The organism is Chroococcidiopsis cubana SAG 39.79, from assembly GCF_003991895.1.
Lineage (GTDB): Bacteria > Cyanobacteriota > Cyanobacteriia > Cyanobacteriales > Chroococcidiopsidaceae > Chroococcidiopsis > Chroococcidiopsis thermalis.
In genome coordinates, this window is sequence record NZ_RSCK01000024.1 from 52,873 (window position 1) to 77,232 (window position 24,360).

A 24,360-nucleotide genomic window follows, 5' to 3' on the forward strand; every position below is an offset into this window, starting at 1 on the left:
GATTTATTTGTAATTTCATCTTACTATGTTAATAGTATTTTTTTAACTAAATGCTTGTTAAAAGCAGGTTGGTTGAGGTGCGCGGTACAATTGTATCGCGCATTTGTATTGCGCATTGTTTTGTAAAGAGTTATTTTGCAGAAAATTGTAGATTTTTGCAATCTTAGCAGAGAAATTTTTGAACGCGGATGTAGGCAAAGCCTTCTTACAGAGTATGCAGATTACAAGCGCCACATTTTGACTTTTAACTTTTAACTTTTGACTTCCTTAACAGCCGGATATTGTTGCAACACCTGCTTTAAATATTGTCCCGTGTAAGAACGAGAATTTTTTGCTACTACTTCTGGCGTTCCGACAGCGATAATTTCTCCTCCCTTATCTCCTCCTTCTGGTCCCAAATCTATCAACCAATCGCTACAACGAATCACATCTAAGTTATGTTCGATGACAATAATAGAATTACCTTTGTCTACCAATCTTTGCAGAACATCGAGTAATTTATGCACGTCGTAAAATGATAAACCTGTCGTTGGTTCGTCAATTAAATACAGAGTTTTTCCAGTGGCGCGACGCGATAATTCTGAAGCAAGCTTAACCCGCTGTGCCTCTCCCCCCGATAATGTAGTTGCAGGTTGCCCCAAGTGCATATATCCCAAACCAACATCAAGTAAAGTTTGCAGTTTATTAAATGCTTTGGGAATATTTTGAAAGAAATCTACGCCCTCTTCTACAGTCATATTTAAAACATCGGCGATCGATTTATCTTTATACTTGACTTGGAGAGTTTCGCGGTTGTATCGCGCCCCTTTACAAATTTCACATTGTACGTAAACGTCGGGTAGAAAATTCATTTCAATCACGTTTACGCCTTGTCCGCCACAAGCCTCGCAGCGCCCTCCTTTGACGTTAAAGGAGAATTGCCCTGGTTTATAACCCCTAGCTTTTGCCTCGATAGTTTGGGAAAATACTTCTCGAATCGCATCGAAAACACCCGTGTATGTAGCTGGGTTAGAACGGGGAGTGCGTCCGATGGGAGATTGATCGATCACGATCGCTTTATCAACTGCATTTAAGCCCTTCATTTCTTGCAAATCTTTCGGAAAGGGAACTTTGCGCGTCAGGTGATGTTGTAAAGCTGGGTAGAGTAACTCGTTAATTAAGGTAGATTTGCCCGAACCGGATACTCCCGTAATCGAAACAAGTTTCCCCAAGGGAATTTCGACATCAATATTTTTCAGGTTGTTGCGATGGGCATTTTTGATAACTAACTCTCGTCCGTTTCCTTCCCGACGTTGGGCGGGAGTTTGAATCACTCGCCTTCCCGATAAATATGCCCCAGTTAAAGATTCCGGTGCAGCGAGTAAAGCTGGTAAATTCCCTTGGGCGACGATATTTCCCCCGTGGACTCCCGCCCCTACACCAATATCTACTAAATGATCGGCGGCGCGGATGGTTTCTTCATCGTGTTCGACGACAATTAATGTATTGCCCAAGTCTCGCAGTCTGGTTAAAGTTTGTAGCAAGCGCCCGTTATCCCTTTGGTGCAAGCCGATGCTGGGTTCGTCAAGGACGTAGAGTACTCCTGTCAAACCAGAACCGATTTGAGTGGCGAGGCGAATGCGTTGGGCTTCTCCCCCCGAAAGCGTCATGGCGGGACGGTCTAAGGTGAGGTAATCTAAACCGACATCAAGGAGAAATTGCAATCTGGCTTTGATTTCGCGCAACACCAAATCGGCAATTTGCATTTGGCGATCGCTCAGTGTAATACTACCAATTCTCTGATGGCATTCTCGAATTGAGACGCTGGTAAGATCGAGGATGTGATATTGTCCCAGACGCACGGCTAAGGCTTCCGGTTTCAACCGCTTGCCATGACATACAGGACAAGGTTGCTGGACGACATACTGTTCCAGCTTTTGCTTAATTAATTCAGAACTCGCTTCATCAAACTGGCGCTGGAGGATGGGGATAACCCCAGCGTAACGCCGATAATCTTTACGTTCTTCAATCCAAACGGGTTGGTCGCTACCGTATAAAATTGTCTGCTGCTGTTCTGAAGTTAGCTGGTTCCAGCGGGTTTGAATTTCAAATCCAAAAGCTTTCCCTAAGCTGTAGAGTAAAGACAGGTAATATGAGTTATCCTTTTCCGACCAAGGGGCGATCGCAGCATAGACTGATTGACTCGGATCGGGTACGACTAATTCAGGTGAGAAAGTTTGCATACTCCCCAAGCCGTGACAGTGAGGACAAGCCCCATAGGGAGAGTTGAAAGAAAACAGACGCGGCGATAACTCTTCCATTACCCCGCCGTGTTCGGGACAGGCGAAGTTTTCGGAAAATAATAATTCTTTCTCTCTACCTCTATCCTGGTCTTCTACTTGGTAGGAAGTCGCCCCTTCTGCTACTTTTGCCTGTAAAGTGGGATGAATTAATATATTACCTCCTCGCTCCTCGCTCCTCGCTCCTCGCCCCTCTTCCACATCCAACAAATCGATAACAGCAATCCCTTCCGAACGCCGCAGACAGGTGGTGAGGGAGTCAGTCAATCTCTCTTCCATCCCTGGCTTTTTAATCAAGCGGTCAATCACGACTTCAATATTGTGCGCTTGATTTTTATCCAATTCAATCGAATCGCTGAGTTCCCGCACTTCGCCATTAATGCGGACGCGGACGAATCCTTCCGAAGCCAGACTGGAGAGTAGTTTTTTGTGCGTCCCTTTTTTACCCCGCACGACGGGTGCTAAAATTTGAAATTTAGTTCTATCGGGTAATTCCATGATGCGATCGCACATTTCATCGATTGTCTGAGGCGCAATCGAGCGATCGCAGATCGGGCAATGCGGTTTACCCGCTCGTCCGTATAATAGACGCAGGTAGTCGTAGATTTCCGTTACCGTCCCCACCGTAGAACGAGGATTATGGGAAGTCGATTTTTGATCGATGGAAATTGCCGGACTCAAGCCTTCAATTGCTTCCACATCTGGCTTATCGACTTGCCCTAAAAATTGTCTTGCATAAGCACTGAGAGACTCTACGTAGCGCCGCTGTCCTTCAGCAAAGATAGTATCGAAGGCGAGGGAAGACTTACCGGAACCGGAAACCCCCGTAAACACGATCAGGCGATCGCGGGGTAGTTCTAAGCTAATATTTTTGAGATTATGCTGTCTCGCGCCGCGAATGCGGATGGTATTTTGGCTATTAGGGTTAGAAGTATCTGCATGATGCCCGTTTGCGGATTCAGTGACTTCAATCTTTGCATCGGGACGGTAATTCATGAGGGCAAGGCGAAAGAGTCCGTTGACGATTTTAACGATTTTCCGACTGTTTTTGCTATTCAGTTATCATCTGATTTCGCTTACTAGCCTCTCGTGCGTAAATAAGGTAGCCTTGCTAAAGAGTTTTTCGCGGGGGGTTAGGGTAAGGTTATGAGTGCGGTCATGAAGCCTTTTTCGGTCATGGGGCTACCAGTCCATCTCATCGATGATTATACGGCTTGGTTGCGATCGCGCATCGGGCAGCAACTCGGTACTCATGTCGTAACGCTTAATGCGGAAATGAGTATGCAAGCCGAACAGAACCCTGCTTTAAGCAATGCTATTCAGCAAGCAGAGTTGGTGATTCCCGATGGTGCGGGGGTAGTACTCTACCTAAAATTACTATTTCACCAACAGGTACAGCGATGTCCTGGGATTGAATTGGCAGAGTCTCTATTGCAGAATACAGAGGCGCGGGTATTTTTCTATGGTGGTGCGCCTGGAGTAGCAGCCAAAGCCGCCGAAACGTGGCGACAACAAGTCCCAGATATCAATATTGTTGGCACGCAACACGGATACATTTCCCCAGAAGAGGCGGAATTTCAGCAAACCCTCAGTCAACTCCAACCTCAATTGATTTTGGTAGGTTTGGGAGTGCCACGTCAAGAATTATGGATTGCGCAAAATCGTTATTTGTGTCCTAATGCGACTTGGATTGGTGTTGGTGGTAGCTTTGATATTTGGGCAGGAACGAAATCAAGAGCGCCTGCATGGTTGGCAAATAATAATTTGGAATGGCTTTACCGTCTCTATCAGGAACCCTGGCGCTGGCGGCGGATGCTGGCTTTACCTCAGTTTGCAGGTAAGGCAATTGTTTACCGCTTAACTCATTGATATCGACCTCAAGCAATTCTATGCGCGGTGTATTTCAATTGCAAAAATCTTATTTTAGTCAAAAGGCTATTTTTTCTCTATTTTCGCCTCAAAAGCTGCCATATACAGTTATTGGTTTTGGCATTTTGGTACGGCTAGTTCAATATCTATTTAATCGGTCTTTGTGGAATGACGAAGCCGCACTAGCGTTAAATATTATCAATCGCTCGTATTTAGAATTGCTACAACCTTTAGATTACAACCAAGGCGCACCTATTGGCTTTTTGATGGTGGAAAAGTTAGCGGTGCAGGTGTTTGGAAACAACGAATATGCTTTGAGATTATTTCCTTTTGTCAGCGCGATCGCAAGTTTATTTATTTTCTACGAATTAGCTAAAAAATGCTTGCAATCTCGTCAGGCTGCGATTATCGCTCTTACTTTGTTTTCCACCGTACATATTTGGCTTCAGTTTGCTACAGAAACAAAACAATATTCTAGCGATGTGGCGATCGCAGTCATACTATCTTTTATTTTAATTGGCATAGAACGACAGCAAATTAAACTAAGACAAATCTTAGAGTTTGGTGTTGTCGGCGCTATCGCCGTTTGGTTTTCTCACCCGGCTGTCTTTGTTTTAGCTGGGATAGGAACGAGCTATTTATTTATAAGTTTATTTCAACAAAAATTTTTATTTAGTTTAAAGCTGTTAGCTATCTATGCTATCTGGACGTTTAGTTTTGGTCTTTCATATTTTATTTCATTACGCAATATAGCCAGCAATCAATCTTTATTTAAATCATGGGCGGGACGCGGTACATTTCCTACATCTATTTGGGATTTCGGCTGGTTATTTAATGCCTTTGTAGAATTTTTTCACATTCCGTTAGGACTTCCCGATATTTTTCTAGGAATTGCAATTCTGGCGTTCTTATCTGGTTGTATCTCACTCTGGGTTCAAAATAGAGCTATTTTACTGACGTTGTTAGCTCCCATATTAGTAACTTTTTTCGCAGCTTATTTACAAAAATATCCATTTAGCGGTAGGCTAGTCATATTTTTAATTCCTTTTTTTATCCTTTTCATTGCAGAAGGAACAGTGGCAATTCGACAGATAAGAGATCGTCGAGTTTTCCAGAAAGTCAGTACTCTGATTTTGATATTGCTTCTCGTTCCTCCCATAGGAACTGCTGCTTATCTCATCTTCGATCCCTATACTAAACAAGAAATTAAACCCGTTCTCGCTTACATGAGTAGTCATCAACAAACAGGTGATACTATTTATATTTACGAACGTGCTGAATATCAGTTCAAATATTATGCGAATTGGTATGGATATCACCAAGGAGATTATATTTTAGGGATAGACGATCTCGATCGTCAAGATGGACAAGGTATTTCAGAAGCAGAATGGCAGCGATATACTAGCGATTTCAATAAGTTACGCGGTAAGCAAAGGGTGTGGATTTTATTATCTCATTTGCGGCGCTGGGAAGATGAGCAAGAAAGAGTTTTAGCTTATCTTGATGGTATCGGTAAACGTGTTGATACTTTTGAGAAGGAAGGATCTTTTGTATATTTATACGATCTTAGTTAACCAGCGAGTAGATATGTCACACTGCGATCGCCTCAACGATAATCTAGTAAGATAATCCTATACCACTATTATTTATGAGAGATCGACAAATACGTACCATTAATATTTAAGCTCTGAAGAATAATTCAAAATTAATCTATAAATTTTGAATTTTGAATTTTGAATTTTGAATTGGAGCGAAGTGACATGACTAGATGGCAATTATTAATTATCAGTTTTCTAGTTTTCGGTATATTTTTTCGATTTCTCTATCTCGATCGCAAGGTTTATTGGTACGATGAAGTCTTCACTTCATTGCGTATTTTTGGCTACACGGAATCAGAAGTCATTCAACAAGTTTCTCGTCATCCTGTTGTCAGTTTAGAAGATTTACAACGGTATCAGCACGACGCTGGTAGAAATTTATTAGATACGATAAAATCTTTGGCTACGGAAGATTTTCAGCATCCACCACTGTATTATGCGATCGCTCATTTTTGGATAAAATGGTTGGGCGATTCAATTACTGCAATTAGAGGTTTATCGGCTCTAATTAGCGTGCTTGTCTTTCCTAGTATCTACTGGCTGTGTAGAGAATTATTTCCATCCCCCTCGGTTGCTTGGGTTTCTATGGCGTTAGTCGCAGTCTCGCCATTTCATGTTTTAATGGCTCAGGAAGCACGTCAGTATAGTTTGTGGACGGTGATAATTTTACTATCAAGTGCGTCTGTACTAAGCGCTATTCGTCTCAGCAGTAAACTAAGTTGGAGACTGTACGCAATTAGTCTCATTGTAGGATTATATACATTTTTATTTACTGGTTTAGTCGCGATCGCTCACGGACTATATTTATTTAGTTTGAAGACAAAGCTGCAATTTAGCAAAGCATTCTCTGCTTATTTTATCGCCTTTACTACCGCGATCGCAGCGTTTATCCCTTGGCTAGTTATTGTTGTCAGCAATTTTTCTGCAATTAACAGTAACGTCAACAAGGATGAAGCAATACCCTTACTTAGTTTAGTTAAAGCCTGGGTTTTCAACTTAAGTTATATTTTTTTTGATATTTGGGGACAGTCAAGTTTAGAATCTAGATTCGCTCTCACGCATCTTATCGTTTTACCATTCTTATTTCTGACAGGATACTCTCTCTATTTTTTATATCGGACAACAACCAAACAAGTCTCATTATTTATTCTATTGTCGATCGCAATACCAACTATACCCCTAATTTTACCAGATTTGATTTTAGGCGGACAGCGATCGCTGACGATGCGCTATCTTATTCCGACTTATTTAGGGATTCAAATTGCTGTTGCTTATTTGCTAGCTACTAAACTCTCGTCAAGCGGTGTCAAACAGCAAAAATTTTGGCGTTTGCTAACACTCGTGATATTAACTTCTGGTATTCTATCCTGTGTAGTCAGCGCTCGAACGGAGACTTGGTGGACTAAAGGTAATAGTGCTGAAAATCCTCAAGTTGCTCAAATAATAAATGAGGCAAATCGTCCATTGGTAATTAGCGATACTAAGATTGGCAGAATTATCTCTTTAAGCTATTTACTAGAACCAAAGGTTCAATTTCAGCTCAAACCCAAATGCCATACTTGCCAACTCGATTTTACATTCAATCTGTCCTTTGATTCCGGGATTTCTACGAACTACAGTGACATATTTGTGTACAAGCCTTCAGATGATATGTTAAACAATTTTAACCAAATACAGAATTATACAACAAAACTCGTTTACGAACCCGCCCGTCTCTGGAAGTTGAGCCAAGATAAATCAATTTCCCTAAATTAGGTATAGCAATTACTGTTGCGATCGCAACTCTATATTTATCCAAATTTATGCAAACTACTATAAAGCAATTTAAAAAGCTTCAACCCAGCAAATTTACTGCTTTCACTCTAAACAGAATATCATTCGTCATTATCGGCTTTGGTATCCTAGTCAGGCTAGTTCAATATCTATTTAATCGTTCTTTATGGAATGACGAAGCCGCACTAGCTTTAAATATTGTCAATCGCTCGTATTTAGAATTGCTCCAGCCTTTAGATTACAACCAAGGCGCACCCCTTGGCTTTTTAATGGTGGAAAAGTTAGCAGTTCAGTTATTTGGTAATAACGAGTATGCTTTAAGACTCTTTCCTTTAGTTTCTAGTATTGCTTCTTTATTCTTATTTTACCATTTGGCAAAAAGATGTTTGCAAAAACCAGCCGTTCCGATTGCCTTAACTCTTTTTGTTGGTTTAGAGTATTTGCTTTACTTTGCTTCTGAAGTCAAACAGTATTCAACTGATGTAGCCGTCGCCATACTTGGCGCTACAATTGGAGTATCTTTGAATCGGAAAAAGATCGAGCCTTTTCAACTAATAGCATATGCAATAGGAGGTGCGATCGCAGTTTGGTTTTCCCATCCAGCAATTTTTGTTTTGGCAGGCGTAGGAATATATCATGTATTAGCTGGTTGGCAGCAAAAAAATAGAGAAAAGTTAATTATAGTATTGGCAGTAACTTCAATTTGGTTGATAAGCTTTGCTAGCTTATATTTTTTATCTTTGAGAAATCTCGGTGAAAGTGAATATTTATTGCGATCGTGGACAAACAAGTATGCTTTTCCTACTTCAATATTTGATATTAACTGGTCGTATTTAAGATATATCAAATTGTTCAAAGATCCTTTAGGTTTTTCCGAACCTTTGGTTATTGTTCCACGGTTAGTTTGTCTAGCTGGATTTATCTCCCTCTGGTATCGGAAAAGAGAAATCCTATTTATTCTAATTTCTCCTTTCTTAGTGACGTTGCTTGCAGGTTATCTACAAAAATATCCTTTTCACAGTCGCTTAGTTGTCTTTTTAACTCCCTTTTTTATTTTAGGAATTGCGGAGGGAAGCTATTTCATTTGGCAGAAAACTTGTAGAAATAAATTGACTGCTATTATCGGTATGTTAATTATCAGCTTGCTGCTTGTCGTTCCTATAGCCAATGCTACCCATCGCCTGGTACAGCCACAAACCAAACAAGAAATTAAGCAAGTTATAAGTTACGTGAAATCTCATCAACAGCCAGGAGATATTTTATACATTTATCAAAGAGCTGAATATCAATTTAGATATTATGCTGCAAAATATGGCTACCGTGAGGGTGATTACATTATGGGAATAGACGATCTCGATGAATATGATGGGAAGGGAATGTCAGAACAAGAATGGCAAAGATATCAAAATGATTTCGACCAACTGCGTGGGAAGAGAAGGGTGTGGGTCATATTATCTCACATTACTCACGTTCCAAATGAGCAGCAAAGAATTTTAACTTATTTAGATAGTATGGGTCAAAAAATTGATGTTTTTACAGTTCCCGGTTCGTTTGCGTACTTATATGATTTTTCTTAAAAGATGATAGAGGTACACATATTTGTAGTAGGGGCGCACAGCTGTGCGCCCCTACAGATGTATTGTATCTATATGGAAACCGCTATAAACAGATAACGCCCGGTTAAGAATACAAATGAAAATCAATCTAATTCCTTGGAAAAAAAAGTTTTTGTCAATAAGTCAGTTTTTACTTATTGCTTTTGTTTTTGGAATTTCATACACTCAAAGACCTTTATACTACGACAATCAAACAACCAAATTTTTTCATGGACTAGCACAAGCTGGCTATGGTTTTTTGGAAAATGATTGGTTTGCAAGCACTATCGATCCTTTACCAGCTTTTACTTTTTTAGTTAAGATAACTCATTTATATTTAAATGAATATGCTTTTTATCTTTATTATATAATTATTTTTGGCGTATACATTTACAGTTTGACTGGAATTGTTTCATTTATTTTCCCAATTGGCATCAACTCTAGAAAAAACGTAGATGCTAAAGTCAATAGCGATCGCCTGAGATATCTAGTGTTTTTTGCTATTCTAATCGTCATTCATTCTATCAATATTCAAATTAAAGCTCTCGATTTAGATACGGCTTTAAATATTCATTATGGAGTTGCAGAACAATACGTTCTCGGACCTTACTTTCAACCGAGTAATTTTGGTGTTTTTATCATTTTCTCGATTTATCGGTTTCTCCACCGAAATTATTTCTTAGCTGTAGCTTGTCTAGCTATAGCAGCTACTTTTCATCCCACATATCTTATGGGTGCAGCAATTATTTGCTTGACTTACTTAATTATTATCTATAAAAACGAAGGTAGTTTGATTAAAGTCGTATCAGTTGGAGGTGTAGCAACTCTATTATTACTACCAGTATTTAATTATATGTATTTTCAGTTCAGACCAACCACCGCTGAAGTGTGGGCAAAATCTCAATATATCATCGTCCAATTGAGAATCCCTCACCATTCTATCCCGCAGATTTTTTTAAGTAAACCTTCGGCTTATTTACAAATTCTTTTAGTTGTTATAGCACTGTATTTAATTAGAAAAACTAAAGTTTTTGCGACTCTATTTATTCCTTTCTTTATTATTGTTACTTTAACTCTTATTCAAATATTCTATCCCAATAATACAATAGCTTTTGTTGCTCCTTGGCGACTGTCTGCGGTTTTAGTACCGATCGCCACTAGTATTATAGTTGCTTGGCTCGTATCTTACTTATTCGATCGCTACTTTCAAGTAAAACACAAACGCTCGGTGATGGCGGCGAGTTTAGCTACAATATCTATGGTTTTTGTGCTTGGCTTGTACAATCAAGGACAAATGTTTGTAGAACAAGATAGAAGCGTTCCAATGTTGAATTATGTCAAAAAAACAACGCAACAAGAAGATCTCTATCTAGTCCCAAATAAAAATAAAGAGTTACGCAAATTTAGAGTTTATACAGGCGCTCCCATTCTGGTTAACTTTAAATCACATCCATACAAAGATGTCGAAGTTTTAGAGTGGTATGAAAGAAATTTAGCCGCACAAGCATTTTATGAATCGCCAAGCGATCGCCAGTGCGACATTTTAAAACAACTCGTAGCCGATTATCAAATTAACAAAGTCGTCACCGAAAGCCAAAATTTCAATGCTAGTTGCACCTTCTTAGCTCAACTCTACAAAGACGATCGCTATGGGGTTTATCAGCTTAAAAAGTGAGTCGTGTAGAGGCGTTACGTGTAACGTCTCTACACGATACCACCATACTGAGCTACAGGGCGATCGCTCAGCCATGCCCACATTTGATCGCCGAAGGAAAAATGCCACCATTCCCCAGGATGGCGCGTAAACTCAGCTTTGAGCATGATATCTTGCAATAACTGGCGGCGCTCGTGATATTCCTGCTCTACAGGATCGGCGCTATTTGCGAAATAATCGGGCTGCGATCGCGCTGACATCTCATCAATCGGAGAACCCATATTTACTGTCATTCCAGCCGCATCTACCAAGGTAATATCGACTGCTGCACCCGTACTGTGAGGTGGGGGAGTCTTGGGATCGGTGCTAGGAATTGCCCAAATTTGATACACTTGCTGCCATAAAGCCTGTTGTCGGTCGGGAGATAATTGTTCTACCGTCAGTCCTTCTGCTTGCAAAACTTGGCTGAAGGCATAATCTACCATAAATCGTTGAACGGCAATTGGACGATAGGCATCGAAAATCTGAATGCGCCACTGGGGATGAGATTGTTGAAGATAGGTTTGGGCTTGCAGTAGGCGATTCAGTACGCCTTGTCGAAGATGATAAGGCGATCGCCCTTGATAAGGCGCACCTAGTAATTGGTAGGGATGGGGTGACTCTACAGCAAACTTTTCTAAAGGAATTTCTACTAGCGGTTCCCCACACTCTGTAATTTGAATCTGTTGGTAAGGTTTCATTTATTCAGTTATCAGTTATCAGTGTAGAGACGTTACATGTAACATCTCTACAAAGCTATCAGTTATCTGTCTCCTGGATTTTGACTTTTAACTTTTAACTTTTGACTTTATTTAAGATTTTTCTCGCCAAATTTTAATCGTTCTATCCTTGCTACCGCTAGCGAAATGTCCTCTGGGGCTGAAGGTAACGCACGTGACTCCAGCTGAATGATCTGATAAGCTGCGCAGTAATTCTCCATTGGCAGGATTCCACAATTTAATCGTTTTGTCTCCACTGGCGCTGGCGAGGGTGTCGCCATCCGCGCTAAAAGACAGCGACGTGACTTCTTTTTTGTGGGCTTTGATAGTTTCTTGTAACTTACCGCTTTCAACTCGCCATAGAATCATTTGCCCGTTATTGCTACCACTGGCAAGAGTTTCGCCATCGGGACTAAAGGCGATCGCGTAGACTGGACGTTTGTGTCCGGTAAAAGTACGAATCAGTTCGCCACTCTCGACATCCCAGAGTTGGACGCTATTGAAAAAAGTGCTGCTAGCTAGGGTTTTGCCATCGGGACTAAAGGCGATCGCCGTAACTCCACTGCCTTCGCTGATGACGCGCGCGGCTTTGCCAGTTCTGAGGTTCCATAACCTCACGGTGTTATCTCCACTACCGCTTGCCAAAAGTTTTCCATTCGGGCTAAACGCTACCGAACTTACCCAATCTTTATGTCCTACAAAGGTACGAATTAATCTTCTATGCCGTAAATTCCACACCTTGACTGTTCTATCCCCACTCCCACTAGCAAGAATCGTTTTTTGTCCGGTTTTGTCGGGCATAAACGCCAGAGAACTCACCCAATCTCTGTGTGCTATATAAGTTTGCAATAATCTTTTCCCTGCCAAATACCAGACTTTGATCGTCCGATCTCCACCGCTACTTGCAATCATCTGACTGTTCGGGCTGAACGCTACTGAATAAACTGCCCGTCGATGCCCACCGCTAATCGTATCGACTTGAAATTTTCCCTGCCACAGACGAGTTAGGAGTAATGGTAGTTGGTAATTGGTAATTGGTAATTGGTAATTGGTAATTGGGTGGTGAGTGGTGAGTGGTGCGTGAGAAGAGGCGAGAGGCAAGAGGTGAGAGGCGAGAGGTTTCTCCCTCAGCCTCCCCAGTTCCCTCAGCTCCCTCAGCTCTCTTCCTCCCTGCTCCCTGCTCTCTGCTCCCTGATAGCTGACAACTAACAACTGACAGGCGATCGCAATAGCAATGGAAACTAAAGACTGAGGTGGCATAGATGAAGCTGGAGTGATACTGGCTGTATTATTGCTAACCTAGAAATAGTTTTTGGACTAATCGCTCTCTTTTTTGAGTAAAAATCCTCAGAGGCTAGACAAAGTGAACGGACTGAACTACCTTTTTACTAGGAATAGAGTTACTAGGGATAAATTTACCAAAGATAAACGCAATTGCTTGTAGCTGCCAAGTTTAAATTGGGGGCAGGCAAATTTTGAATTCCTGACAATCTTTCATTGAATTCCTGACATCATACAGCCAGTTCATTATTAACAGTTTTTTTGAGAATTGTGCTGTCAAAAAGCAAAGCACAAACTAGTGCAAGCAGGCAGGAGGAAGAAAAGCAGAACCTTTACAACGTAAAATGATGGCGTTTTCTCCACTACATAGTCTCGTTGACTACACTGCGGTAGAAAAGATGCTATTACCAATTTTGAGGGCGTTGTAGGAACTTTATTTTTGGAGTTGAGATTTTGAATTTTAGCTTTGTTTTCAGGAACTCACGTACTTGAAATAACATCTTTGTGAGAAAGCAGGAAATTGATTAAACTTTTAGTAATTAAATTTTGGCTACTGCCCGTTCTCAGCAAGCTCTGAGGACTTACACTATTTGAGATCGCTCAAAATTAATTTAAAAAATACGTAATTATTACTGTAGGAGTAAGTGGATAGTTTGTAAATATTGTAACATTATCTTAATTTTTTGGGAATTCAGGTGATGAGAGGCAAGTTGCTAGGCGGGCGTTACCAAGTTGTAGAAGTTTTAGCCAATGGTGGTTTTGGTCAAACATACGTAGCCCAAGACATGCATCGACCAGGAAATCCTCGATGTGTCGTTAAGCACCTCCAGCCTGCTAGCGTCAACTCTAAATTTTTGCACAATGCCAGGCGGTTGTTTCAAACAGAAGCAGAAATTTTAGAGCAACTCGGCAATCACGACCAGATTCCTCGGTTACTAGCTTATTTTGAAGAACACCAAGAGTTTTACCTCGTTCAAGAGTTCATTCAAGGACATACTCTTACCAAAGAATTACTTCCAGGCGATCGCTGGGAAGAAAGTAAAGTCTACCAACTGCTACAAGAAGTCCTAGAAATATTGGTTTTCGTCCACGCTCACGCAGCAATTCATCGTGATATTAAACCTGACAATCTGATCCGGCGAATTGCAGATGGCAAGTTAGTCTTAGTAGATTTTGGTTCAGTCAAACAGGTTTGGACGCAGGTGTTTACGCGAACCGGGCAACAGGAAAATAGCCCGCCAGCCACGATCGCGATCGGGACTCCTGGTTACATGCCCACAGAACAAGGTCAAGGTAGACCTCAACCCAATAGCGATATTTATGCCCTCGGCACGATCGCCATTCAAGCTCTCACAGGGATGAATCCTTCCCAGTTAGCAGAACAGTCAGACACTGGCGAAATTGAGTGGCGACAACATGCCAAAGTCAGCGAGGGACTGGGGGCAGTCATCGCCAAGATGGTGCGCTACAACAGCAAAAATCGCTATCAAACAGCGGTAGCTGCTTTGGTTGCCCTGCGCCAACTCGCCAATTTTCCCACATTACTGCAACCAGTTATAGGAATTCAACCGCCACCTGCATCTCACTTCAACGAGTCGAACGTCGAGAAATATCTGACTCTGGTTGGCACACCTAAAGGCATAGAGCGTGAAGTGAAAACCGAGCTGCCTGAAAATCATGCCGAGACTCATACTGTGACGATGGCAGGACTCGACACGAACCCAACTACCGAGGTTGCCACCCAAGCAATACCAGTTCTAGAACGGATACCCGACCCGCCCGCTATCGCATTAGTAAACCCCGATCGGTCAACTCCTGCTAAAGCCTCCAGAACGCGACAGCGCTATCCCCTCCGCGTGGGAGCAGCACTCACGGCTGTCTTAGCAAGCGTAGCAGCGATGTACGTAACGAATTGGCATCCAGTCGCAGATCCAGAGCAAACTCTGGAGCAGATGAACGCGCTCAAAACTGCGAGAAAATACCAAGAGTGCATCGATCTAGCATCGACTCACAGTAGTACCAACGCCAAACTTCAAGCCGGACTTCAACAGTGTCGCCTCGCCCAGGCACAGCAGCTAGCTGCCACCGATCTATCGGCTGCGATCGCCCTAAGCAGTCAAATTCCCAGCACCGATCCGCTTTATCCCGTAGCTAAACCTTCGATCGCGCAGTGGACGAACCGTTTATTAGAAAAAGCGAAAACCGATTACGAAGCAGGAAACTTACCACAGGCGATCGCCTTAGTTAAAGCAATTCCCATCACTAACCCCGTCTATCAAACAGCCCAAACTGCAATTGCCCAATGGCAGCGAGACTGGCAAAACAACCGCGCCGCTTGGGAGGCAGCAAAAAGCGCCGCCGCTGTGGGTAAGTGGCAAGATGTCCTCCAAGCTACCAGAAAAGTTACTATTCATCCCTACTGGCAACAGCAGATCGCTCCTCTTGCCCAACAAGCAGCCATTAAAATTGCTTTAGCGTCCAATACCGCTATCCCACCGCAACAGTCTAGAGCGGCAACAAAACCGCCCCAATCGCGAACGCAGCCCGTCGTAACTCCATCTAGACCCAAAACTACCGATCGCCCCCGCAGCCGCCCCAACCGCTCTAGAACCGCGATCGCAACTCCTACCTCCCGTCCTCAATCGAGGATAAGACAAACGACTGTGAGACGAACAACTGTAAGGCGATTGCAACCCATCTCTAGACGAGTCAAACCCGCGATCGCCAGACGCACCAACCGCCCAATCCGCAGACGCGCCCGTTTTCCAGTCGGAAACACCAGAAGTTTATACAACTGGCAAACAAAAACCGTGCCTTAATCAAGTCGTAAGTCGTAAGTGACTGATAATTGGTCACTGGTCACTGGTCACTGGTCGCTGATAACTGCTCCCTCCCTGCTGGTACAGGATCGTAGCCGCCTGGATGCCAGGGATGACAGCGTAAGATGCGTCGCACTGCCAAAATTCCACCCCGCCAAGCGCCAAAACGTTCGATCGCTTCTATGGCGTAAGTAGAACAGGTAGGATGAAACCGACACGATGGCAGCAATAGAGGAGAAATTAACATTCGATAGCCCCGAATTAACCAAATTAATCCGATCTTCAACATCGATAATTTCCTCCAATGTTATTGGTCATTGGTCATTTGTAACCAGCAAGGAGTTATCAGCGATCGGTGACCAGTGACCAGCGATCGGTCAATTGCGACTTCTGACTTCTGACTTCTGACTTTTGACTTCTGACTTCTCCTTGTGTATCCCAAATCTACTACATTTGATATGTAGTAGCTTTTATGACTGTTTTGATTGAGTCTTTGATGGCTGATTTTCCGCTACTGGCTCGAATTCCTACTCTCTGGCTACAGATAGCGGTGGTAGGAGTTTGGCTCGGAATTGTTCTGGCGATCGCAGGTGCAGTTAGCCGTTTCGCAAATAGCGATCCCGAAATTGTGCGGAAAATCGTTCACATTGGTACTGGCAATGTCATTTTATTCGCTTGGTTATTAAATATTCCCGCCTGGGTAGGGATTGGCGCATCAGTATTAGCAGGTATTGCGACTTTATTATCCTATCGCTTGCCACTTCTACCAGGAATCAACAGTATCGGACGCAAGAGCTTAGGGACGTTTTTCTACGCTGTAAGCATCGGCGTTTTGGTCGCTTGGTTTTGGGCAGTACAGAAACCCTACTTCGCTGCCTTGGGCATACTCATCATGACTTGGGGTGATGGACTCGCAGCTTTAATCGGACAGCGTTACGGAAAGCACGTCTACACGGTCGGAGGTGTGAAAAAAAGCTGGGAAGGCTCTTTGACTATGGCTGTAGTCAGCTACATTGTGAGTAGCTCCATTCTCGTAGCCGTACATGGTAATTCTTCGTTAGTTTGGCTCGTGGCTTTTGTAGTTGCTTTGGTAGCTACAGGTCTAGAAGCTTTTTCTTGGTACGGCATTGATAATTTATCTGTACCCATAGCTAGCGCCGGATTGGGATTTCTCCTGACTCAGTTGTTGTAAGAACAGCTATCAGTTATCAGTGGCTGGTGGCTAGTGGAACCAGAATTGCTCCCTCAGCTCCCTCAGCTCTCTTCTAGTCCCTGCAAAAACGGGCGGGTAATCCAGTTGATGCCCACCTTAATTTGATGATCTAGAGTTGGCAGTCGATATAAATAAGCCAGACGACGGGCGATCGCGGCGAGAGGACCCTCTAGCTTAATTCCCAAACCCGTAAGCGTGGCACTGTCAATCCCTAGAGTCATCATTTCCCCTAAATTCTGGTAGCGGAAGGGAAGTAAAGGACGGTGGGTCAAGGAAGCCCAAATATTCCAAGCAGCGTAGTCTGCCTGTTGTACGGCAGCTTGGGCAGTACCGGGAACTTGTTGCTCTGCGGCATCGCGACATTCAGCTAAGTCACCTAAAGCAAAAATTTCGGGACGATCTATGACTTGCAATGTCGATGTCGCCGTGAGTTGTCCGCGTTGGTTTTGTTTGAGCGGCAGCGATCGCACGATTGGCGCAACTCGCGTGCCTATCGTCCAAACGACAATATCTACAGGAATAATATCGACTTGATTTTTATATTCCAGGGCGATCGCATTTGGTTCGATTGACTCGACTTTGGTTTCGAGATCGAGCCAAATCCCTCTTTTTTCCAATGCTTTTGTGGCTGCTTCGCGGTTGAATTCTGGGGAGGTTCTGAGAATTTGGTCGCTCAGTTCTACCAATCGGAAGCGTCCTCTTTCACCAAGACGATCTGCCAGCTTACACGCCAATTCTACTCCGCTATATCCTCCCCCTACAATTGCCACGCGGATTTTATCTGCTGTAGATGCTTCAAGTAACCGCAGCCTTTCTTCCATGCGGTAGGCATCGGCAAGGGTACGGAAGGGGAAAGCATAGGAGGATGCCCCAGGAACCATATCTAGAGGCGTTTCACCACCTAAAGCTAGTACTAGGCGATCGTAGGGAATTTCGATTCCATCTTGCAGCCGAACTCGCTGTTCGTAAATATCGATTTCTGCTGCTTCACCCTGGCAGAAGCGAATCCCAGTTGAGGCGAGGAGTTCGACAAACGGCGGGGCAATTTCCCAAGTTTGCAATTCACCCGTGAGCAATTCGTACAACAAGGGCGAAAATAAGAAGCGATCGCTGCGATCGATTAGGACAATTTCTGGTTTTTCCGATTCCCAAGGTAATTGGCTCAGGCGTAGTGCCGTATATAAACCGCCAAAGCCGCCACCGAGAATACAAATACGTGCGGGTTGTTGGGACATAATTCTGAGGGGCGATCGAATTGCAAGTAGGGCTACTCTCTTCACTCTAACAAAGCAATTACAAATTCCTGCTCTTGCTGCGGGGGTTAATTTGAGTTACTGCAACTTCGGCATTGGCGAATTGCTGCTGTAATCTCCTAGAGTAAAAAATACAATCGTACTGCTACTATAGATGACCCGCCAGCCTTCCCCACCAGCAATCGGGGCGATCGTTAAATCTATCCGCAAACGCCGTAATTTGACTCTGGAACAACTCGCTCAACGCTCTCACGTCTCTAAGTCGATGCTGTCGCAGATCGAACGAGAGTTAACAAATCCGACGATCGCCACTTTATGGAGTCTCGCCCATGCCTTGGATGTCAGTATTACCGAGTTAGTCAGTCAAGCGCATGTGGAAACCGCGATCGCGCCTACGAAAATTGAGGTGATGCGATCGCACCATACCCCCACAATCGCCAGCCAAGATAGTAAGTGTAAGTTACGAATTTTAAGCCCGATCTCATCTGCTGGTGCTACTGAGTGGTACGAACTGGTGATGCAACCCAATGCCTGTTTGGAGAGCGAACCACACGCCTCCGGTAGTTACGAGCATTTAACTGTTTTGCGCGGAAATTTGCTAGTTAAAAGCAGTACATGCGAGCAAACTCTAAACGCAGGCGATACAGCGAGATATCCTGCGGATCTTCATCACCAGATTCAAAATATTGGCGCGGAGGAAGCACGGGCATTACTCGTTTATGTTTTGTAGCTCCAGTCGCAGTAGAACAGGACGAAATTCAATATATTGAAATTATTGTTTGCTTGCGATAAGTTGAGAAGCTGATGCGAATTTTCGCGATCGCTCTAAAAGCGAAAAGATAGCTAAAAGGTTAAACTCATGCAGCATCCAGCTACAGTTTCTTCAGTCCTCGCTGCCCGACTGCAAGCGATGCCAAAGGCAGAGATCCACGTCCACATTGAAGGCGCGACGGATGCTGAGACGTTTTATCAGTTGGCGCAACGCCATCGAGTCGATCTGCCTGCTAATTCTTTAGGGGAGTGGAAAGAGTATTTTGAATTTCGTAGTTTTCCTCATTTTATTCAGGTTTACACTGCTGCTGCGCGCTGCTTGCAAACTCCAGATGATTACAAGTTGATAATTGAGCGTTTCTTTCAGCGGCAGTCAGAACAAAATATCGTTTATACCGAAGCTTCTCTCAGTGCGTCTTTCTTGACCCAAAAGTTTGAAGATGAAGCGATTTTAGATGCGATCGCCGCTGGACTTGAAGCGGGACGAGCAAAGTATGGCGTTCGAGTCAACTTAATTCCCGATATTGCCCGTGAAATTCCCGATTCTCAAACTCGTGTACTGGAATTTGTCTTGAAAGGTAAAGAGCGAGGATTATTTATCGGGTTGGGAGTTGGAGGACTTGAAGTTGGCTATCCACCGGAATTATTTACCGAAACATTCGCCCAAGCGCGTCAGCAAGGATTGAGAGTCGTGGCTCATGCTGGTGAAGTCGTCGGAACTAGAAGTATTTGGGGAGCAGTGAATAGCTTGCAAGCCGAACGAATTGGTCATGGTATTCGCTGTTTAGACGATCCGCAATTGGTTGAGGTACTCCGCCAGCGTCAAATTCCCTTGGAGGTTTCGCCGCAAAGTAACTATTGCCTTGGAGTTGTGGGACGCGAACAGCCGCATCCGATCCGTCAAATGGTAGATGCAGGACTTTATTGCACTGTCAATTCTGACGATCCGGCAATGTTTTCTACCAGTCTCAATAACGAATATTTAACGCTAGCATCTCAAGGGTTTTCATGGGAAGAACTATGGCAATTTAACCTCAACACGCTGGCAGCGACTTTTCTATCGGCAACAGAGAAGGCGAAATATGATGCTCAATGGCAAGCGTTTTTAATCAGTACGGCTATGTAGTATATTTGTAGCATCTAGAATTCAAGAGTGCGATTGATGCCTCATCTGCCCAAATTTGAATCTTGGCTACAACACCAGCAATCCGATCTGCTAAACACATTGGTACGAGGTGCAAGGGCGGCGCTGAGCGTCCAAATTTTCAGCGCGATCGCGATCTATATATCTCAAATTTTGCTTGCCCGGTGGCTGGGAGTCACGGAGTATGGAATTTACGATTATGCGATCGCCCTCAGTCTTTCTCTAGCTTTTCTCGCCGGATTGGGTTTGCCGACTGCGGTTTTACGATTTATCCCCAAATACCAGTTCGAGCAAGATTGGCGACATTTGCGGGGAATTATTTGGGGAAGTTGGCAACAAACGCTAATCGCTAGTTTGATTACAGCCATATTCAGCACGATTGTATTGCAGTGGCTATCAATACATTACGGGTTAGAGCATTCGCGATCGCTGATTTTTGGTGTTTGGAGTGTGCCTTTGATGGCATTGGCTATTCTTCAGCAACAAATCGCTAGAGCCTTTCAAAGAATTACCCTAGCTTATGCTCCATACTTAATCGCCTATCCGTTAGTATTAATTGCCATTGCCTTTATTTGGCAGCTACATGAGAATTTAAATAGCACAGAGGCGATCGCGCTTTCAATTCTGTCACTGCTACTGGTTTTGTTAGTTCAAGCACTTCTGTTTTATCGAGAATTAACTACAGAAATCTCTCAAGCTGTTCCTGCTTATGCAATCGGTCAATGGTGGCGAGTTGCCTTGCCATTGATGTTTCTTGATGGCTCGTCGATTGTGTTGAGCCAAACAGATACGCTCATGCTAGGAGCCATGCTAGGAGCTAAAGCCGTGGGGATTTACAGTGCAGCACTCAAAACATCGCTGTGGGTTCATTTCATTCTCACCGCTGTCAATGCAATTTTTGCTCCCATCATCGCTTCGCTACACGCTCAAGGCGATCGCCAAGGATTGCAGCAGCTCGTATCTACAATTGCGCGGTGGATGTTTTATCCGGCATTGGCAATTGCGATCGGACTCATTGTTTTTGCCGTTCCAGTGCTGCAATTATTCGGGACAGAATTTACAGCAGCCAGAGGAGCGCTGATCGTGCTGATTCTAGGGCAACTCGTAAACGTGGGTGCGGGTTCGGTGGGATACCTGTTGATGATGACAGGCAACCAAAATCCTGCTGCATCAGTGATGGGAATTAGTGCCTTAGTAAATGTCGTTTTAAACCTAATTGGCATCCACTGGTTAGGAATTTTTGGCGCGGCATTAGCCACGGCATTTTCCATGATGTTATGGAATGTTTGGCTTCATGCCATAGTTGTTAAACGGCTTGATGTTCGTCCCTCAATTCTGGCTACCTTCCGATAAGGCGATCGCTTCTTCAAGAGTCGAAAAGGGTAGGCGGAGAAGTTAGTTATGCGTACGGCGGAGCGTTATCATCAAAAGGGTTCAGTCATCTGTAAATTTCCTTCGTATGAATAATTTGCAAGAAATCGAACAGGCTGTCAGCCAACTATCAGTAGAGGAGCTTGCCGATTTCCGAGCGTGGTTTGCAGAATTCGATGCAGCAGTATGGGATCGGCAGTTTGAGGAAGATGTCGCAGCAGGTCGGCTCGATCGTCTGGCTCAACGGGCACTGCAACACTTACGTGAAGGACGTTGTACTGACTTATGAGATATCGTGCGACTCCTGATTTTTGGTATCACTATCGACAGCTACCAAACGAGATTCAGGAACTAGCCGATCGGTGCTATGAGTTACTGAAACATTCAGAGTGGAGTTCCATATATTAAATTTTCAATATGTTGAACTCAAGTTAGATTTGAGATATGTTGAGATGATGAGAATCTACTCGGTCTCCAACAACTCATGGCAGATATATTCAGCGTTGCGGGTAAAGTTGTTTGCATCACCGGTTCTAGTAGAGGATTGGGCAAAGCTATTGCGCGAGGTTTTGCCGATCGCGGTGCAAAAGTGGTTATCTCCTCTTGGAATTTAGAGGAACTAGAAGCAACTCAACGCGAGTTTCAGTCACAAGATTTAGAAGTCTATGCTGTTGAAGTTGATGTCAGTAAACGCGATCGTTGCCAGCAACTCATAGACCGAACAGTAGAGCATTATGGCGCGATCGATATCTTAATTTGCAATGCTGGCATCGATATTATTAAACCTGCCGAGCAATACGAAGCGGAAGAATGGGACAAAATTATCGATATTAACTTGCGGGGATACTACTTCTGCGCCCAGTTCGCCGCCCAACAAATGCTCGATCGCGGCGCTGGTAGTATCATTATGACTTCTTCTATTGCTGGCGCTGTAGGAATACCCGGGTTAGTCCCTTATGCCGCTTCTAAGGGAGGGATTAATCAAATGGTGCGGACAATGGCTGTGGAATGGGCGCAAAAAGGAGTGAGAGTTAACGCTGTCGCGCCTGGATACATTGACAACATGATGGCAGGCGTTGAGTACGACGAAAACAACACTTATCAGCAACGGGTAACGAGATTTACGCCAATGGGAAGGCGAGGAAAAGTAGAAGAATTTCTTGGTGCATATATTTTCCTTGCCAGCGATGCAACTTCATACATCACAGGTGAGGTGCTGTATGTAGACGGGGGCTATCATGCAGCGTGAATAAAAAACTATTTGCTCTGTTGGTAACTCTCATCCTCTGGGGTTCTGGCTTTGCTGGCGTGCGGGCAGGTTTACGCGGCTACAGCCCCGAACATTTAGTTGCCTTGCGCTTTGCGATCGCCTCCCTTGTCCTGGTAGGTTATGCATATCTGACGCGGATGCGTTTGCCACAAGTGAAAGACTTACCCGCGATCGCCCTTGGCGGATTTTTAGGGATTAGCACTTACCATTTATGTTTAGCATTTGGACAACAAACTGTCACCGCAGGCGCAGCGAGTCTTCTGAATGCTTCTAGTCCAATTTTTACTGCTTTATTAGCCACAGCCTTTTCGGGTGAAAAATTGACAGCACGGGGATGGCTGGGAATTGTCATTAGTTTTACTGGTGCTGCTTTAATTTCACTGGGAGAAATACGAGGATTTCACTTCAACTTCGGCGCGGTGCTAATTTTGTTAGCTGCCATTTCTCAGGGATTTTATTTCATTTTACAAAAACCGCTGTTTAAAAAGTACGGTGCGTTTGAGTTAGCTACTTATACAATTTGGAGTGGCACGATCGCGTTACTAGGATTTTTACCAGATACAGCATCAGTGCGGCTAGCTTCCTTAGAATCAACTTTAGCGATCGCCTATTTAGGCATTTTTCCCGCTGCGATCGCTTATATGACTTGGACTTACACCCTATCGCAAATTTCTGCCGCCAAAGCCGCTAGCTATCTTTATCTCGTGCCATTTCTCGCAATTGCGATCGCCTGGATCTGGCTGCAAGAATTACCCAGTTTGTTATCTATAGTCGGTGGAATAATTACACTTACGGGTGTCTTCTTGGTCAATCTCCAAGAAACGTAAATTAGCCTGCATAATCCTTAGATAGTTTCATCAGGTGGGCAATGTCACCCTACATTTAGAAAAATTAACAAAACAAATCAAAAACTTAGTTAACATACCTTTCGATTTGGGTATTTTATCAAGAGAGAGTATGGCTACTGTCATTTATGGCAGAGATTAGGGTAGGAGAGAGCTGAGAAAGCTGAGGAAGAAAAACTACTTTTGACTTCTGATTTTTGAATTTTGATTTATGCAAATTAAAATTTTTAATTCTCGCAAGCTAAATGAAACGCAAGAAGTTAATCTCTTCCTAGCAACAAACAATTTCCAAAAAGAGTGTTCGATCGGTCGCTCTTCTTCTGCAAGTTTAGTTTTAGATAGTGCTGATGTTAGCCGTTTACATGGAAAATTTCTTCAGCAAGGTGGCAATCATTACTTTATTGATATTGGAAGTAGAAACGGCTCAATAATTAATGGTAAATTAGCTGATGTTAATCAAAAATATCTCCTGAAACCTGGAGATATATTACGGATTGGAGAATTCGTACTGATTTTGGAAGAAGTAGATGTAATTCGGCAAGACTTAGCCGAGACAGTTTTTAGTCATGCTCATGATGTAGCAATCTCCGATCGCCAAAACCTACAAGAGCAATTTTTGATTGACGAAATTCAACTTGATGAGAATGGCAGTAATGCAGGAGAAGCAACTGTAATTCAACTACCGTCTATTTTCCCTGAAGCCACAGAAATTCCTCTGAGCGATCGCCCGACAGATATCGAATTAGATGAAGTCGATCCAATTCTAGAATTAGATCCGTGGCAGGAGCTTGAATCAGAGTTTTATTAGCCACTAATCTCCAGTAAGTAGAGACGTTACATGTAACGTCTCTACACTGACAACTGATA

The 24,360-nt window shown here is 43.4% G+C and carries 19 protein-coding genes; 14 read left to right on the plus strand and 5 right to left on the minus strand.

Annotated elements, in window-relative coordinates; all coding sequences use genetic code 11:
• Positions 1-251: 251 nt before the first annotated feature.
• Positions 252-3,275 carry an excinuclease ABC subunit UvrA gene (gene uvrA, locus DSM107010_RS16390; RefSeq protein ID WP_219888795.1) on the minus strand — a complete coding sequence of 1,008 codons (3,024 nt, stop codon included), beginning with the start codon at positions 3,273-3,275 and terminating at the stop codon, positions 252-254.
• A gap of 150 nt (positions 3,276-3,425) precedes the next feature.
• Between uvrA and DSM107010_RS16395 the strand changes: the two genes are divergently transcribed.
• The 5 genes from DSM107010_RS16395 (at position 3,426) to DSM107010_RS16415 (ending at position 10,789) form a co-directional block, all read left to right on the plus strand.
• The gene (locus tag DSM107010_RS16395; protein WP_015156979.1) at positions 3,426-4,148 is read left to right on the plus strand and encodes a WecB/TagA/CpsF family glycosyltransferase; all 723 of its coding nucleotides are present in this window, start codon (positions 3,426-3,428) and stop codon (positions 4,146-4,148) included.
• A 20-nt stretch (positions 4,149-4,168) separates the two neighbouring features.
• A complete protein-coding gene (locus DSM107010_RS16400) occupies positions 4,169-5,722 on the plus strand; it encodes a glycosyltransferase family 39 protein (RefSeq protein WP_106166918.1) in 1,554 nt (517 codons plus the stop codon).
• A 186-nt stretch (positions 5,723-5,908) separates the two neighbouring features.
• Positions 5,909-7,501, plus strand: coding sequence for a glycosyltransferase family 39 protein (locus DSM107010_RS16405; RefSeq protein WP_127023391.1), 1,593 nt, complete (start codon positions 5,909-5,911; stop codon positions 7,499-7,501).
• Positions 7,502-7,548: 47 nt separating this feature from the next.
• On the plus strand, positions 7,549-9,096 hold the full coding sequence (locus DSM107010_RS16410) for a glycosyltransferase family 39 protein (RefSeq protein ID WP_106166920.1): 1,548 nt from the start codon (positions 7,549-7,551) through the stop codon (positions 9,094-9,096).
• A 115-nt stretch (positions 9,097-9,211) separates the two neighbouring features.
• Positions 9,212-10,789 carry a DUF6798 domain-containing protein gene (locus DSM107010_RS16415; RefSeq protein ID WP_106166921.1) on the plus strand — a complete coding sequence of 526 codons (1,578 nt, stop codon included), beginning with the start codon at positions 9,212-9,214 and terminating at the stop codon, positions 10,787-10,789.
• Positions 10,790-10,818: 29 nt separating this feature from the next.
• Here the strand turns inward: DSM107010_RS16415 and DSM107010_RS16420 are convergent, their stop codons facing one another.
• A complete protein-coding gene (locus tag DSM107010_RS16420) occupies positions 10,819-11,508 on the minus strand; it encodes a M15 family metallopeptidase (protein ID WP_106166922.1) in 690 nt (229 codons plus the stop codon).
• A gap of 111 nt (positions 11,509-11,619) precedes the next feature.
• Entirely contained in the window at positions 11,620-12,786 is a 1,167-nt protein-coding gene (locus tag DSM107010_RS16425; RefSeq protein ID WP_015156986.1) for a WD40 repeat domain-containing protein, read from the minus strand.
• 719 nt (positions 12,787-13,505) lie between these two features.
• Here DSM107010_RS16425 and DSM107010_RS16430 point away from each other — a divergent pair.
• On the plus strand, positions 13,506-15,626 hold the full coding sequence (locus tag DSM107010_RS16430; RefSeq protein ID WP_127023394.1) for a serine/threonine-protein kinase: 2,121 nt from the start codon (positions 13,506-13,508) through the stop codon (positions 15,624-15,626).
• A gap of 40 nt (positions 15,627-15,666) precedes the next feature.
• On the opposite strand, the gene yidD is transcribed toward DSM107010_RS16430, so the two are convergent.
• Complete coding sequence (gene yidD, locus DSM107010_RS16435) at positions 15,667-15,912, minus strand: membrane protein insertion efficiency factor YidD (RefSeq protein ID WP_041463508.1); 246 nt, start codon at positions 15,910-15,912, stop codon at positions 15,667-15,669.
• Between the two features lie 186 nt (positions 15,913-16,098).
• Between yidD and DSM107010_RS16440 the strand changes: the two genes are divergently transcribed.
• Positions 16,099-16,818 carry a diacylglycerol/polyprenol kinase family protein gene (locus DSM107010_RS16440; protein ID WP_015156989.1) on the plus strand — a complete coding sequence of 240 codons (720 nt, stop codon included), beginning with the start codon at positions 16,099-16,101 and terminating at the stop codon, positions 16,816-16,818.
• A 62-nt stretch (positions 16,819-16,880) separates the two neighbouring features.
• Here DSM107010_RS16440 and DSM107010_RS16445 read toward each other — a convergent pair whose 3' ends face one another.
• Positions 16,881-18,074 carry an NAD(P)/FAD-dependent oxidoreductase gene (locus DSM107010_RS16445; protein WP_015156990.1) on the minus strand — a complete coding sequence of 398 codons (1,194 nt, stop codon included), beginning with the start codon at positions 18,072-18,074 and terminating at the stop codon, positions 16,881-16,883.
• Between the two features lie 172 nt (positions 18,075-18,246).
• Here DSM107010_RS16445 and DSM107010_RS16450 point away from each other — a divergent pair, with 172 nt between their 5' ends.
• The 7 genes from DSM107010_RS16450 to DSM107010_RS16480 all read left to right on the plus strand — a co-directional run bounded on the left by DSM107010_RS16450 (position 18,247) and on the right by DSM107010_RS16480 (position 24,301).
• Positions 18,247-18,822, plus strand: coding sequence for a helix-turn-helix domain-containing protein (locus DSM107010_RS16450; RefSeq protein ID WP_015156991.1), 576 nt, complete (start codon positions 18,247-18,249; stop codon positions 18,820-18,822).
• 129 nt (positions 18,823-18,951) lie between these two features.
• Complete coding sequence (gene add / locus DSM107010_RS16455) at positions 18,952-19,989, plus strand: adenosine deaminase (RefSeq protein ID WP_106166498.1); 1,038 nt, start codon at positions 18,952-18,954, stop codon at positions 19,987-19,989.
• A gap of 36 nt (positions 19,990-20,025) precedes the next feature.
• Positions 20,026-21,360 carry a flippase gene (locus DSM107010_RS16460; protein WP_106166499.1) on the plus strand — a complete coding sequence of 445 codons (1,335 nt, stop codon included), beginning with the start codon at positions 20,026-20,028 and terminating at the stop codon, positions 21,358-21,360.
• A 106-nt stretch (positions 21,361-21,466) separates the two neighbouring features.
• Complete coding sequence (locus DSM107010_RS16465; RefSeq protein WP_015156994.1) at positions 21,467-21,667, plus strand: hypothetical protein; 201 nt, start codon at positions 21,467-21,469, stop codon at positions 21,665-21,667.
• A 195-nt stretch (positions 21,668-21,862) separates the two neighbouring features.
• Entirely contained in the window at positions 21,863-22,627 is a 765-nt protein-coding gene (locus DSM107010_RS16470; RefSeq protein WP_106166500.1) for an SDR family NAD(P)-dependent oxidoreductase, read from the plus strand.
• Entirely contained in the window at positions 22,624-23,475 is an 852-nt protein-coding gene (locus DSM107010_RS16475; RefSeq protein WP_106166501.1) for a DMT family transporter, read from the plus strand. The genes DSM107010_RS16470 and DSM107010_RS16475 overlap by 4 nt, the downstream gene beginning before the upstream one ends.
• Before the next feature lie 229 nt (positions 23,476-23,704).
• Complete coding sequence (locus DSM107010_RS16480; protein WP_106166502.1) at positions 23,705-24,301, plus strand: FHA domain-containing protein; 597 nt, start codon at positions 23,705-23,707, stop codon at positions 24,299-24,301.
• The last annotated feature ends 59 nt before the right edge of the window (positions 24,302-24,360 follow it).

What these genes read in the sequence shown, in the direction of transcription:
- uvrA (WP_219888795.1), bottom strand. Translation starts at nt 3,275, where the DNA reads ATGAATTACCGTCCCGATGCAAAGATTGAAGTCACTGAATCCGCAAAC.
- DSM107010_RS16395 (WP_015156979.1), top strand. Translation starts at nt 3,426, where the DNA reads ATGAGTGCGGTCATGAAGCCTTTTTCGGTCATGGGGCTACCAGTCCAT.
- DSM107010_RS16400 (WP_106166918.1), top strand. Translation starts at nt 4,169, where the DNA reads ATGCGCGGTGTATTTCAATTGCAAAAATCTTATTTTAGTCAAAAGGCT.
- DSM107010_RS16405 (WP_127023391.1), top strand. Translation starts at nt 5,909, where the DNA reads ATGACTAGATGGCAATTATTAATTATCAGTTTTCTAGTTTTCGGTATA.
- DSM107010_RS16410 (WP_106166920.1), top strand. Translation starts at nt 7,549, where the DNA reads ATGCAAACTACTATAAAGCAATTTAAAAAGCTTCAACCCAGCAAATTT.
- DSM107010_RS16415 (WP_106166921.1), top strand. Translation starts at nt 9,212, where the DNA reads ATGAAAATCAATCTAATTCCTTGGAAAAAAAAGTTTTTGTCAATAAGT.
- DSM107010_RS16420 (WP_106166922.1), bottom strand. Translation starts at nt 11,508, where the DNA reads ATGAAACCTTACCAACAGATTCAAATTACAGAGTGTGGGGAACCGCTA.
- DSM107010_RS16425 (WP_015156986.1), bottom strand. Translation starts at nt 12,786, where the DNA reads ATGCCACCTCAGTCTTTAGTTTCCATTGCTATTGCGATCGCCTGTCAG.
- DSM107010_RS16430 (WP_127023394.1), top strand. Translation starts at nt 13,506, where the DNA reads ATGAGAGGCAAGTTGCTAGGCGGGCGTTACCAAGTTGTAGAAGTTTTA.
- DSM107010_RS16440 (WP_015156989.1), top strand. Translation starts at nt 16,099, where the DNA reads ATGACTGTTTTGATTGAGTCTTTGATGGCTGATTTTCCGCTACTGGCT.
- DSM107010_RS16445 (WP_015156990.1), bottom strand. Translation starts at nt 18,074, where the DNA reads ATGTCCCAACAACCCGCACGTATTTGTATTCTCGGTGGCGGCTTTGGC.
- DSM107010_RS16450 (WP_015156991.1), top strand. Translation starts at nt 18,247, where the DNA reads ATGACCCGCCAGCCTTCCCCACCAGCAATCGGGGCGATCGTTAAATCT.
- add (WP_106166498.1), top strand. Translation starts at nt 18,952, where the DNA reads ATGCAGCATCCAGCTACAGTTTCTTCAGTCCTCGCTGCCCGACTGCAA.
- DSM107010_RS16460 (WP_106166499.1), top strand. Translation starts at nt 20,026, where the DNA reads ATGCCTCATCTGCCCAAATTTGAATCTTGGCTACAACACCAGCAATCC.
- DSM107010_RS16465 (WP_015156994.1), top strand. Translation starts at nt 21,467, where the DNA reads ATGAATAATTTGCAAGAAATCGAACAGGCTGTCAGCCAACTATCAGTA.
- DSM107010_RS16470 (WP_106166500.1), top strand. Translation starts at nt 21,863, where the DNA reads ATGGCAGATATATTCAGCGTTGCGGGTAAAGTTGTTTGCATCACCGGT.
- DSM107010_RS16480 (WP_106166502.1), top strand. Translation starts at nt 23,705, where the DNA reads ATGCAAATTAAAATTTTTAATTCTCGCAAGCTAAATGAAACGCAAGAA.